At 35.9% G+C, this 12,808-nt stretch carries 15 protein-coding genes; 12 read left to right on the top strand and 3 right to left on the bottom strand.

What is annotated here, in order from left to right; all coding sequences use genetic code 11:
* Positions 1-72 precede the first annotated feature (72 nt).
* The 3 genes from THEBR_RS08025 to THEBR_RS08015 are packed head-to-tail and all read right to left on the bottom strand — an operon-like array spanning position 73 to position 2,591.
* Complete coding sequence (locus THEBR_RS08025; RefSeq protein ID WP_012269490.1) at positions 73-1,086, bottom strand: DUF7309 domain-containing protein; 1,014 nt, start codon at positions 1,084-1,086, stop codon at positions 73-75.
* A gap of 39 nt (positions 1,087-1,125) precedes the next feature.
* A complete protein-coding gene (gene htpX, locus THEBR_RS08020) occupies positions 1,126-2,025 on the bottom strand; it encodes a zinc metalloprotease HtpX (protein ID WP_012269489.1) in 900 nt (299 codons plus the stop codon).
* Positions 2,026-2,045: 20 nt separating this feature from the next.
* Positions 2,046-2,591 (bottom strand): LemA family protein, encoded by a 546-nt coding sequence (locus THEBR_RS08015; protein ID WP_003867768.1) that lies wholly within the window; start codon positions 2,589-2,591, stop codon positions 2,046-2,048.
* 306 nt (positions 2,592-2,897) lie between these two features.
* Here THEBR_RS08015 and yfcE point away from each other — a divergent pair, with 306 nt between their 5' ends.
* The 12 genes from yfcE to THEBR_RS07965 all read left to right on the top strand — a co-directional run bounded on the left by yfcE (position 2,898) and on the right by THEBR_RS07965 (position 12,807).
* A complete protein-coding gene (yfcE, locus tag THEBR_RS08010) occupies positions 2,898-3,452 on the top strand; it encodes a phosphodiesterase (RefSeq protein WP_003867767.1) in 555 nt (184 codons plus the stop codon).
* A gap of 191 nt (positions 3,453-3,643) precedes the next feature.
* Positions 3,644-4,561 (top strand): aldo/keto reductase, encoded by a 918-nt coding sequence (locus THEBR_RS08005; protein WP_003867766.1) that lies wholly within the window; start codon positions 3,644-3,646, stop codon positions 4,559-4,561.
* 71 nt (positions 4,562-4,632) lie between these two features.
* On the top strand, positions 4,633-4,809 hold the full coding sequence (locus tag THEBR_RS12415) for a hypothetical protein (RefSeq protein WP_232195842.1): 177 nt from the start codon (positions 4,633-4,635) through the stop codon (positions 4,807-4,809).
* Between the two features lie 156 nt (positions 4,810-4,965).
* A complete protein-coding gene (locus THEBR_RS12100; protein ID WP_003867764.1) occupies positions 4,966-5,118 on the top strand; it encodes a hypothetical protein in 153 nt (50 codons plus the stop codon).
* Positions 5,119-5,305: 187 nt separating this feature from the next.
* A complete protein-coding gene (locus tag THEBR_RS07995; protein ID WP_012268784.1) occupies positions 5,306-5,794 on the top strand; it encodes a COG2426 family protein in 489 nt (162 codons plus the stop codon).
* 221 nt (positions 5,795-6,015) lie between these two features.
* Complete coding sequence (locus THEBR_RS07990; protein WP_003867762.1) at positions 6,016-8,022, top strand: sodium-translocating pyrophosphatase; 2,007 nt, start codon at positions 6,016-6,018, stop codon at positions 8,020-8,022.
* A gap of 143 nt (positions 8,023-8,165) precedes the next feature.
* The gene (locus tag THEBR_RS07985; protein WP_003867761.1) at positions 8,166-8,606 is read left to right on the top strand and encodes a SoxR reducing system RseC family protein; all 441 of its coding nucleotides are present in this window, start codon (positions 8,166-8,168) and stop codon (positions 8,604-8,606) included.
* Between the two features lie 123 nt (positions 8,607-8,729).
* The gene (locus THEBR_RS12095) at positions 8,730-8,888 is read left to right on the top strand and encodes a hypothetical protein (protein WP_156770527.1); all 159 of its coding nucleotides are present in this window, start codon (positions 8,730-8,732) and stop codon (positions 8,886-8,888) included.
* A gap of 22 nt (positions 8,889-8,910) precedes the next feature.
* Positions 8,911-10,194, top strand: coding sequence for an Nramp family divalent metal transporter (locus THEBR_RS07980; RefSeq protein ID WP_009052683.1), 1,284 nt, complete (start codon positions 8,911-8,913; stop codon positions 10,192-10,194).
* A 60-nt stretch (positions 10,195-10,254) separates the two neighbouring features.
* Positions 10,255-10,632: a nucleotidyltransferase family protein gene (locus tag THEBR_RS07975; RefSeq protein WP_003867759.1), complete on the top strand. Its 378-nt coding sequence runs from the start codon at positions 10,255-10,257 to the stop codon at positions 10,630-10,632.
* Positions 10,629-11,135 carry a ribonuclease toxin HepT-like protein gene (locus THEBR_RS07970; RefSeq protein WP_009052682.1) on the top strand — a complete coding sequence of 169 codons (507 nt, stop codon included), beginning with the start codon at positions 10,629-10,631 and terminating at the stop codon, positions 11,133-11,135. Before THEBR_RS07975 ends, THEBR_RS07970 begins: the two co-directional genes overlap by 4 nt.
* A gap of 184 nt (positions 11,136-11,319) precedes the next feature.
* Positions 11,320-12,807: a TIGR02677 family protein gene (locus tag THEBR_RS07965; protein WP_012269488.1), complete on the top strand. Its 1,488-nt coding sequence runs from the start codon at positions 11,320-11,322 to the stop codon at positions 12,805-12,807.
* The last annotated feature ends 1 nt before the right edge of the window (position 12,808 follow it).

The raw sequence follows: 12,808 nt of genomic DNA, 5'->3' as shown, positions 1-12,808 counted from the left end.
TTTCTTAATATTTACATCAGCGATATTATATATTACCTTGAAAATAAGTAAGAGCAGATAAAATCCTGCTCCCTATCTAAAGTTTACAAATTCTTCTATGAAATAATCAATCGCATTTAATCGGCTCTTTATATGCAAACCAATTTTAGTCCTTTCACACAAATCAACCAATAAATGAAATAAATATTCATCTCTTACAAATATTTTCTTTGGTTTACCCATATTTAAAATATATGGAATTACCATATCAAAAATATATTGCACTTCATCGTCTTCTGGAGAAAGAATATGTTGATCTATTATCATCCCTGATTTAGAATCAGCAAGAATACAAATTCTCCCTGCAATTGGTCTATCATATTCTTTATCTCTAATTATGGTATTCAAGTACGCTATATCAACTTCTATTTCGGCAGAAGTAGTTGTTTGCTTTGCCATTCTTGATAAAAGAAGCTCATCTTTTAATATAGGGATTAAATATTTTCTTTGGGGTAACAAAAGGGGAGCTGCTAAAGTAACCCATTGATTTTTTTGCTCATCGTATTTATGAACTAAAGTTTCTCCCTCTTCGAAGTTAACTACAATATCTTCTTCAATGTAATTTTTTAGTGCTTGTAATAAATGTCTCATTATTGCTGTCTGTTTTAATACTTCTTCTTTATTCAAAATATAAGGAGCATATCCTTTCTTGAAAGACCTAAAATAGATCCAGTTATTCCTACCTCTAAACTTCAATCCCAGGTCTTTTACAATTTGCAATTCTTCTTTAAACAACTCTTCTCTATCCCCAAAATAGCATATAATTACATTATCTTCTTGAAATCGCTGAATTTGCTCTGGTGGCATATCAGTAGTCTCAATAATTTTGTAAAAATTGTCCAAAGCATCAAACCCAAAATAAAAACCTATACCGTAAAATTCTCCTCCTCTTCCCATTACACTACAATATACTGGTTCTTCATTTTCTGGCAAAATTAATGTTATTATATCTACATCCCAAAAATATTTCCAAGGATTTAATTCCTTTATTTTAACAGTTACCTCATACAATTCTTTCCACTCTTCTAATGTCGCTTTTTCTTTCATTACTATTTACACCTTCCTTATAAAATTTTCTTATGTCTTTTACATTGTAAGGCTCTTCAACCTCTTAATTCTCTCTTCAATCGGTGGATGAGTTGCAAATAACTTTTCCGCTCTTCCAAAAGGATTTGATATAAACAAATGAGCTGTTGCGTCAGAGGTAACTCTCATGGGTCTAGTATAACTACCTATTTTTTCAAGAGCTGATGCAAGACCATAGGGATCTCTTACAATAAAGGCACCAGTTGCATCTGCCAAATATTCTCTTTGTCTTGAAATTGCAGACCTTATAATTAATACAATAAGAGGAGCAATAATAGAAAAAATAAGCCCAATAATGAGGAGAATTATAGCTCCATTGTCATTTTTATCTCTTCTTCTGCTTTCTCCCATTCCCCACCACATACTTCTTAGCATTACATCCCTGAGTAAAATTATAAGTCCTGCAACAACTGCAACAACCGTCATTAAAAGTATATCTCTATTTCTGATGTGAGATATTTCATGAGCTATTACTCCTTGGAGCTCTTCTCTATTCATCATTTGAAGTAGACCGGTTGTGACACAAACAGAAGCATGCTTTGGGTCTTTGCCCGTAGCAAAAGCATTAGGTTGGGATTCTTCCATTATATAAACATTGGGCTTTGGTATACCTGCTGCGAGAGCGACTTCTTCCACAATATTATGAAGAACATAATACTCCTCTGGATTTGCCGGAATGGCTCCCACCGACGCGAGAGCTATTTTATCTGACTGTTCATACGCTATCCAATTATACAGCACAATGAAAATTGCTAAAAGAACTATTCCTGTAAGTCCCCAGTTGAAATACCATACAAAAAAATAACCTATAGCAAAAAGTATAAGAGAAAATGTAACTATAAATAGATAAGTTTTCCTTACATTTTCTGCTTGAAGTTCATATAGAGTTTTTCTAGACATTACACTCACACCCTCGTTAATCAAAATTGAACATTAATAGGTCCTCTTTCACCTTCATCAACAGGATAATATTCCTTGGGTGTTAATCTCATCATATTTGCAACAATAGAAGCAGGGATTCTCTGTTGTGCTGCATTGTACTGCATGACTATATCATTATAAAACTGTCTTGCAAAAGCAATTTTATTTTCTGTATTAGTTAATTCTTCTTGGAGTTTTAAAAAATTTTCATTTGCCTTTAATTCCGGATAATTTTCTGCAACAGCAAAAATTGTCTTAAGAGCTTGTGTAATCTGATTATTAGTATCTCCTACTTCTTTTACTGATTGAGCTCCCATTGCCTTAGCCCTTAATTCTCCTAAATTTTCAAAAATCTCTTTTTCATGAGCAGCATATCCTTTTACTGTATTCACAAGGTTAGGTATAAGGTCATATCTTCTCTTTAACTGTACATCTATTTGCGCCCAAGCATTTTCTACTCTGTTTTTCAAATTAATAAAACCATTGTAAGTCACAATAAACCACAAAACTATAACTGCTACGATACCTAAAATTATCCATATCATTTGATTTCCTCCTTCATATTCATTATAAATTTCTGACCTACCATATTTGCTCCTTTAATTTTCTTACACTAAGTTTGACATTTTAATAGCTTTTATATTCTTGTTTTCTTAAATCTTTCTTAGTTTCATTATATTATATATCTATTATACATGCAACAGAATATAACTTTTGGTATCAGGTGTTCCAAAATAAGTTTAGATTATTTTTGTCATGGTATGTCGGAATTTTCTTAATATTTGTGTTGGATTTTGCTTTATAAAATGATAAAATTAAAATTAAGGTGTAGAAAGGTAGGGTGATATTTTATGAAAATTGGTGTTATAAGTGACACTCATGGAGATTATAAATCATGGGAAAAGGCGTGGGATTTTTTAAAGGATTCGGATATTATTTTACATGCAGGGGATGTTTTATATCATGGACCCCGTAATCCAATTCCTGAAGGATATGACCCTAAAAAACTTGCTGATGCAATAAATGCTTGTCCTGTTCCGCTTTTGATTGCGGAAGGGAATTGTGATGCTTATGTTGACCAAATGATGCTTGAGGTGCCTATACAAACGCCGTATGTTTTTGCTTTCATTGAAGGGAAGAGATTTATGATTAATCATGGTCACAGTATTTCTGACGAAGATATACATAAGTTGATTAAGAAGTATAAATTGGATTATTTTATAACGGGACATACGCATATTCCTTTAATAAAAAAGATTGAAAATTGTGTGGTGATTAATCCGGGTTCTACATCCCTTAGCAAACGGGAAGATAAGATTAATTCAGTAGGGTTTATTGAAGTTGAAAGTGGAAGTGTTCATATAATTGATTTGGAAAGCGGAAAAGATATTTTGTCTTTGGAATGATATGTAAGTACTATAATGATTTTAATATAGTCACCTTTATTACCTTATAATTAATCGAAGTTTGGGAATGACGTAAGACGAAAAAAGTTGATTATATTGTAACCAGAGATAAGATAGGATTTAGTGAAAAACGGTTAGAAAAATTTTCGCTGTATGTTATAATAAAAACAAAAAATTAAGAGGTGTTTTAAATGAAGTATATCAATATTGGTAATGGGGAGATAAAGGCATCGGCAATTGCATTGGGTTGTATGAGGATTGCTGATAAGTCTGTAAAAGAAGTGGCGGAACTTATAAATACGGCTTTAGAAGAAGGTATAAATTTTTTTGACCATGCTGATATATATGGCGGTGGCAAATCTGAAGAAGTTTTTGCTGAAGCTATAGATATGAAGCCTAGTATTAGAGAAAAAATCATTATTCAGACTAAGTGTGGTATTAGAAAAGGGTATTATGACTTTTCAAAAGAACATATTTTAAAATCTGTCGATGGAAGCTTAAAAAGACTCAAAACTGACTACATAGATGTTCTGTTATTACACCGTCCTGATACTTTGATGGAACCAGAAGAGGTTGCAGAGGCTTTTTCAATACTTCACAGCAGTGGCAAGGTTAGAAATTTCGGTGTAAGTAATTTTAATCCGATGCAGATAGAACTGCTTAGTAAGTATTTAAACCAAAAGCTTATCATAAACCAATTGCAGTTTAGTATTATGCATACAGGTATGATAGATTCTGGTTTTAATGTGAATATGAAAGTAGATCAGTCTATAGATAGAGATGGCAGTGTTTTGGAGTATTGCAGGTTAAAGAATATTACGATACAGGCATGGTCACCGTTCCAATATGGATTTTTTGAAGGCACTTTTTTAGGTAACGAAAAATTTAAAGAACTTAATGACAAAATTGACGAAATTGCTGCTAAAAAGGGTGTGCCAAATATTGCTATACCTATTGCATGGATTTTAAGACATCCAGCAAAGATACAACCTATTGTTGGTACGACAAATCCTTCTCGATTGAAAGATATATGCAAAGCATCAGAGATTGAACTTACAAGAGAGGAATGGTATGAGTTATATAGAGCTGCAGGAAATAAATTACCATAAAGGCGAGTATTATTTTTTGCCGGATATTCACGAGGGGTTTGGGCTTACTATAGGAGGAGTTATGGCAATATGTGAGAATTATGCCAATTGTAAATTTAATTACAAAAGAAAAGATTGCACCAGAAAAGAAGGAAGTTTTAAAGAAAGAATTTGCTAATGTGATGTACCATAGAAAATTTAGACAAAGTAATAGAGTTAACTGGTTTATTACCTTCTCAGTACATAGCAGAAGAAATTGTAAAAGATAGTCCTATTGAAATTTATAAGATTTTAAAGGGAGTTTATGTAGATAAATGGGGTAAACCAGATAAAACTGCCATTGATTTTACAGGTGGCACTAAAGCTATGTCTGCAATAACGGGTATTCATAGAGTTATTAAGAAGTTTTGTAAAACAGGAATTACATGTTAGAAATATGGACAGATATTAGAAAAAGGGCGAGGAAAAAGGATATCAAATTGCCAGATATAATTCCGATAGTGTTGTATAATGGGGAAGAAAAATTATTAGATAGTATAGATTACAAAGAAATATTGTTCAAAATTTATCATTTATGATATATAATAATATTAAAAAGACTAGAATAAGGATAATGATAAAAATGTAGAGCAAGCTATTTAGTATAACAAAGTGTATAAATTTATTAGCGGAGTATGTAAATTACAAAGAAATTCTAACTTTCACGAAACCTTTGGAGAAAACTTTGTAGGATTTCATAATAGTAGGATGTAAAGGGGTATGATAATGGAATTATTTGTAAAAGAAATACTCAATTTTCTACCCAGAGAATTAGCAGTTCTATTTATAGCAGCATTGCCAGTAATAGAGCTTAGAGGAGCAATTCCAATAGGCATATCTTTAGGGTTATCTCCTTTTTATGCTACGATTATAAGCTTGATAGGTAGTATGATACCGGCACCCTTTATATTATTTACCATTAAACCTATATTTAATCGTCTTAAAAAAACGAGATTATTTAAAAAGTTAGTAGATAAGCTTACAGATAGATCTTTAAAATATAATGGGGAAAAAATACAGAAATATGGCGTATGGGGGCTTGTACTGGTAGTAGCTATTCCTTTGCCTGGAACGGGAGTATGGAGTGGAAGTTTGGCTGCAGCTCTTTTAAACATGAAATTCAAGCAGGCACTTTTGGCCATATTTATGGGAAATATTATAGCAGCCATTTTAATTATGATATTGAGTTATGGCGTAGGAAGTTTGTTTTTCTAACCTTAATTAAATAAAGGGGTAACTTACTCGTAAATGCTTGTGTTATACAACAATAAGCGAAAATATAGAAGAACAAATTAAACAATATATATTCAAATTAACAAAAAATAGTGGTAAAATAATATTTACAAACAATAATAGCTAATGGCAGTTTGTGAGGTTTTTGGTTTCTGCAATGGCCTAAAACAATTTACTTTTTGGAGGGAGAATGAGGGGGAATGATGGAAGGATTAATGTGGATAGCGCCCGTCTCGGGCTTACTTGCACTTTTGTTTGCCTTCATTAACGTCATGAGGGTTGTCAAGAGCCCTGCAGGGAACGAGCGTATGCGCGAAATATCCGACGCCATACACGAAGGTGCCATGGCTTTTCTCTTCAGGGAATATAAAACCTTGGCGATATTCGTTATTATAATGTTCCTAGTTATAGGCACATTTATAAACTGGCAGACGGCCATAAGTTACATAACCGGGTCTATAGCTTCTGTTCTAGCGGGATTTATCGGCATGAGCGTCGCTACCAGAGCCAATGTAAGAACCGCCAATGCGGCACGGGAAGGAATGAATAAGGCCCTTTCTATAGCTTTTTCCGGCGGCACCGTTATGGGGATGTCGGTGGTTGGCCTGGGTCTTCTGGGCCTTGGGATACTATACTTCCTGTTCGGGAACCCGTCGGATGTAAAAAGCTTTGACGTCATCAATGGTTTTGCCCTCGGAGCCAGTTCCATAGCTCTGTTTGCCCGGGTGGGCGGGGGAATATATACTAAAGCTGCCGACGTCGGAGCAGACCTGGTCGGTAAGGTGGAAGTCGGCATACCTGAAGATGATCCCAGGAATCCGGCGGTAATAGCTGACAATGTAGGGGATAACGTAGGTGATGTGGCTGGTATGGGGGCCGACCTTTTCGAATCCTACGTGGGTTCAATAGTGTCCGGTATAGCCATTGGCGCCGTTGCCATCAGTCCTATGACGGGACAACCATATGGTATCAAGGGCATCATCTTCCCAATGCTTGTGGCGGCGGCGGGAATAATAAGCTCCATCATTGGTACTCTGTTCGTGAGGACCGGAGAGGGAGCCGATCCCCAGAAGGCTCTCAGCAAAGGGAGCTTTGCCAGCGGCATCTTTGTGATACTGGCCACTTTCTTCCTCAGCAGGTACTTCCTGCGGGAAATAAACGCTTTTTATGCGACTGCTTCCGGTATCGTGGTGGGTATTATTATAGGAATGCTTACCGAATATTATACTTCTTCCAACTACAACCCAGTGAAAGAAATCGCAAAATCATCCCAGACCGGCCCAGCCACTAACATTATAACAGGCCTGGCGGTCGGAATGAAAAGTACAGCTCTGCCGGTGCTGTTTATAGCCCTGGCGGTAATTATATCCTATAAATTTGCCGGCCTCTACGGCATAGCTCTCGCGGCAATCGGTATGCTGTCTACTACGGGCATGACCGTTGCGGTAGATGCCTACGGGCCCATAGCCGACAACGCCGGTGGTATTGCGGAAATGGCCGAACTTGACCCATCTGTCAGAAAAATCACCGATAAGTTGGATGCGGTCGGAAATACTACGGCAGCCATGGGCAAAGGGTTTGCCATTGGTTCCGCAGCGCTGACGGCTCTGGCGCTGTTCTCGGCATACACTACAGCCGCCGGTTTGAAAGAGGGTATTAACCTTCTGCGGGCCGATGTTATAGTCGGTCTCTTCATAGGGGCAATGCTGCCCTACCTGTTCTCCGCGATGACCATGGAAGCGGTGGGTAAAGCGGCATACCAGATGATCGAAGAGGTTCGCAGGCAGTTCAGGGAAATACCGGGCATAATGGAAGGAAGGGCCAAGCCTGATTATGCAAGGTGCGTTGATATAAGCACTAGAGCGGCTCTTAGGGAAATGATAATTCCTGGTCTTATTGCTGTTATTGCACCACTAGCCATTGGGTTTATATTTGGCAGAGAAGCTCTGGGAGGGCTTTTAGCTGGTGCCCTGGTGACCGGTGTTATGTTAGCAATCCAGATGGCTAACTCAGGCGGAGCTTGGGATAATGCCAAAAAGTATATTGAGGAAGGAAATTATGGCGGCAAGGGTACGCCCACCCACGCGGCGGCCGTTGTGGGAGATACCGTGGGCGACCCCTTCAAAGACACTTCGGGCCCTTCTTTGAACATACTGATAAAACTGATGACTATCGTGGCTCTGGTTTTCGCACCGCTGTTCATGAAGTAATCTTGAAAAAGACTCCTGTGGGGTTTTTCCTCAAAGGAGTCTTTTTTATTTTAGCACTTCTAATAACAGAGGAACTTATTTTAAACACCCATTGATTTAAAACTATTTGTGTGATATCATAAAAACTATCGGAGGGATTCTTAGTGAAAGAAAGAGCTATTGTTGTTTCAAAGAGGGGCAACCAAGCCGAAGTTGAAGTGATACGGACGTCTGCCTGTTCAAAGTGTAGGGCTTGCAGTAGCGGCTCGAATAAACAGACCTTAAAAGTTTGGGCTGAAAATGAAACGAATGCTGAAGTAGGCCAGATAGTGGAAATCGAGATGGAGTCTAGGGCGCTGCTTTCCGCTACTTTTATACTTTACGTGATTCCGCTGGCAGGTTTTCTTTTGGGAGTGGTCCTGGGGTTGAAGCTGGCAGATATCCTGAATATCATATGGAGGGAGCTTTTTTCGTTCATAATGGGACTTCTTTTTATTGCACTGGCTTTCGCAGGTATATACGCTAACAACGGTTTTTTTGAAAAGAGCCGCATGTTCACTGCGAAAATAGTGAATATTTTGGACAACCAGCCTAAAAAACATTGACAATGATATAATTCATTGTCAATGTTTTTTTGCTTTTGGGGGCTGAGTGCGAAGCATGACGAAGAATACCATACAGGAGGGGAATATTTAAAAGTGTGATATAATAAAATTAAAAAGGAAATGGTGAAAGAATGGATAATTGAGAAAAATTGCAACATTGGTGATATGTTTTTTATTGCAGGACGAAGACTTTCTCGCAACAAAGCTAAAAAATTACTAAAGAGGGATTACAATACTTATTGTACGCCTGACACCTCTTGCAGTTTAAAAGGTGAAGATTAAAATTTTAAAAAGAGGTGAACATATGTTTAAAGGCATAAAGAATTTGTTTAAAGGCATAAAGAATTTGTTTAAAGGCAGACATCGTCCGAAGTTTATGGCTTTAGACTTTATTAAATACATAGGACCAGGGTTACTAGTTACTGTTGGTTTTATTGACCCGGGGAATTGGGCTTCTAATGTTGCTGCAGGGTCATCATATGGTTACAAGCTTTTATGGATGGTAACTTTATCTACTGTTATGCTTATTATACTCCAACACAATGCTGCACATCTCGGCATAGTTACAGGTTATTGCATGTCTGAAGCTGCAAGTAAATTTTTGCAACCTTCTGTGTCCAAATTTGTGCTTATTTCAGCAGTTTTAGCTTCTATACTTACGGCGATGGCGGAAATTTTAGGAGCTGCAATAGCTCTTCAAATGCTTTTTAAAATTCCTATAAAGATAGGAAGTTTGATTACTGTTGTTTTTGTGTCATGGATGCTTTATACAAATTCCTACAAAAAGTTGGAAAAATGGATTATAGGTTTTGTATCACTTATCGGCATTTCTTTTATATTTGAGCTTTCATTAGTTGATGTAAAGTGGACAGAAGCAGTTGTAAGCTGGGTGAAACCAGAATTTCCGCCTGGTTCAATGCCTATAATCATGAGTGTGCTTGGTGCTGTTGTTATGCCCCACAATTTGTTTTTACATTCAGAGATAATCCAGAGCAGGCAGTGGAATTTAGAAGATGAAGAAATAATTGTAAAGCAGCTTAATTATGAGTATTTTGATACTATTTTTTCCATGGTAATAGGTTGGGCGATAAACAGTGCGATGATTATTGTTGCTGCATCAGCCTTTTTTGCTAATCACATAAGTGTTACAGAATTAGACCAGGCACAGCAGATGTTAAAACCTCTTTTGGGAAATGCGTCAGCAGTTGTTTTTGCTTTAGCTCTTCTTTTTGCAGGAATTTCTTCATCTATAACAGCAGGAATGGCAGGTGGAAGTATTTTTGCAGGGATATATAAAGAGCCTTATGATATAAATGATATTCACACAAGAGTTGGAGTGGGAATTACATATATTTTTGCAGTACTCCTAATATTCTTTGTAAAAAGCCCCTTTCAAGGATTAGTTTATTCGCAGATGTTTTTAAGTGTACAGCTTCCCATTACAATTTTTTTGCTCATTTATTTGACTTCTTCAAAGAAGATAATGGGAAAGTTTGCAAATACATTGCTTTATAAGATATTGTTGTGGACTACAGGAATTATAGTGACAATTTTAAATGTTATGCTTCTTATAAGTTTTGTGGTGTGATTGATATGAATGCTATAAAATGGTAGAATATATGTAAAGAATTTTTGTGTGGTGATAAAGATGACTATTTCAGATGAAGAAAAAAGGAAAATAAGAGAAAACTGGCGCATAAGAAGTGAAAAAGAAAGAGAAAAAGAAAAGATAAGAAGAAAAGAAGCGATGGATAGAGTCTATAAAATTGCTAAATTTTTAAAAGAAAAATATTCAGTAAAGAGAGTTATTTTGTATGGTTCATTGGCAAGAGAAGGGCCTTTTGATGATTTGTCCGATATTGATATTTTTGTAGATGGATGGGATGACAGTAAATTTAATTATTGGTCAATGTTTATTGAGGTAGAAGATATTGCAAGACCTTATAAAGTGAGTGTAGTTACACAAAAAGATGTTGGGCAGGCTTTGCTAAAGGAAATAGCAAAAGAGGGGAGGGAAATAGTTTGACAGATGCTGGTAAAATAAAAGTTGCTTTAGCGAGATTGCAATTAGAGCTTGAAAATATACAAAAACTTTATGATACTTTAAAGGATAAAGGCATGCTAAAAAGTGATAAGCATAGAAAGGAAAAATTAGCTGATGATTTTACATTAAGAGCAATTGGATCTATTTTTCACGATTTTTATACTGCGGTTGAGAATATGTTTAAGATTGTCGCTAAAAATATAGATGGTTCAGTTCCGTCTGGTTCTGAGTGGCATTTAGAATTACTTGAACAGATGTCTGTTGCTATACAGGGAGAAAGACCAGCTTTTATAAGTGTAAATACTAAATTATTGCTTAATGAATTTAGAGGATTTAGGCATATATTTAGAAACATTTACGGATTTAATCTTATGCCTGAAAGGATAGAAAGATTATTAGAAATTTTCCCTGAAACGGTAGATGAATTAAAAAAAGATGTAGAAAAATTTATTGCAGAGATGGAATCTATTATAAAAGAGGAGTAAGGCTCCGCTTCGCTTCGATTCAGAATGATAAGATAGAAGTCTCCAAAATAGCACGCGACCCTTATTATTTCCATAAATTTGGGAAGTGATAAGGATTTTTGTTTCAAAAGGTCAAAAAATAAATTGAAATGATGGAGTATTAAGTTTACAATATATATGAAATATAAATGCAAGGTGAAGTGTTATGGAAGATAAACTTGATTTGAATGTGATAAAACCGATTGAAGAGGTAAAGTATTTGTCTGCGGAAAATGCTTCGCGATATCGCCTCATCATGAGGTATTTTTATGAACAGTACCAGAAATTTAAATATTGGCTGTACAAAGAGGATGTATATGAATATGTAAGTCAATTTGATGTGTTTTCCGACTATACAATGGAAAAATGTGAGCAGGACTTAAAAGCACTTACTGAATGGAAAAACCTTATTGCGACACAAGATACCAGTAAAGCTTCTACGATTGACGAATTTAAAAACAAAAAATTCAGGTATCAGCTGAGTCCATATTCTATTGAGATAGAGAGAATGACCATAAGGCTGGAAAGCATCGTCGGTTATGGTGGGTCACTACAGCCGTCTTTATTTGAAAGGATTTACCGCAATTTAATAAAGATAAATGAAATGGCGAAAAAAGAGGATTTACAGGAAATAAACAGATGGTGGGAAGACCTCAATACCGACTTTGAAAATATATATCACAATGCGACAGATTACATTGCAAGTCTTCAAAGCTCTAACGCTGATGAACTTATGAAGTCAGAGCAGTTTATCATTTACAAAGACAAACTTATAGAATATTTAAGAGATTTTATAAAAGACCTTCAGAGATTTTCTGTTGCCATAGAGAGTTTTTTGAAAAAGGTGAGTCCGGAGATTGTCAATTCCGTTGTAGATAAGTTATGCCAATATGAAATGAGTATCCCAAGAATTGACAGGGTTTTAAATGAAGAGGAAGTAAAAGAAGATTTGATGGATAAGTGGAATAACATATCTTTTTGGTTTACAGGTCATAATTTTGAAGACAGCGAGGCAGTAAGGCTTCTTAATATATCAAACGAAATAATCAGAAAAATAACAATGTATGCGGCGAGAATAGCAGAAAACAGGATGAAAGCTGCCAGCAGAAAGAATGAATATATTGCTCTTTCTAAAATGTTTGCAAAAGCAAGCAATATAAAAGAAGCACACCTTTTGTCTGCGGCGGTTTTCGGTTGCTTTTACACAAGGCACATAAAAGGTGATTTTGAAAGAAAGACAGAAAGTGTAAACCAGAGCGTATGGGAAGAACCGCCCTTTAAAGTGATTATAAAGCCAAAAACAAGGAGCTACAGTAATTCTGTTAAGACAAATGCGATTATTGATAGAAGTGCTGACAAGACGGAGATGCTGATGGACTATCTCAATCAGAAAAATATAGAAGATGAAATAATAGCAAGTTGCATTGTTGGCAATAGAATAAGGATAAAGGATTTACCTGTTGTAAAACCTTTTGTGAGGGCAACGATACTTAAATGGATAGGAAAAGCGATGGCAAGAAATGGCTTTATAGGTAAGACAGAAGATGGAAGAACATACAAGCTTCATATGCCAAAGAATGGTGAGAGGGCAATACTAAAATGCACAGATGGTAATCTTGATATGCCTGATATTGTAATTGAGTTTGTTGATTGAA

Source organism: Thermoanaerobacter brockii subsp. finnii Ako-1 (genome assembly GCF_000175295.2).
Taxonomy (GTDB): domain Bacteria; phylum Bacillota; class Thermoanaerobacteria; order Thermoanaerobacterales; family Thermoanaerobacteraceae; genus Thermoanaerobacter; species Thermoanaerobacter pseudethanolicus.
This window is presented reverse-complemented; position numbering and strand designations above follow the sequence as displayed.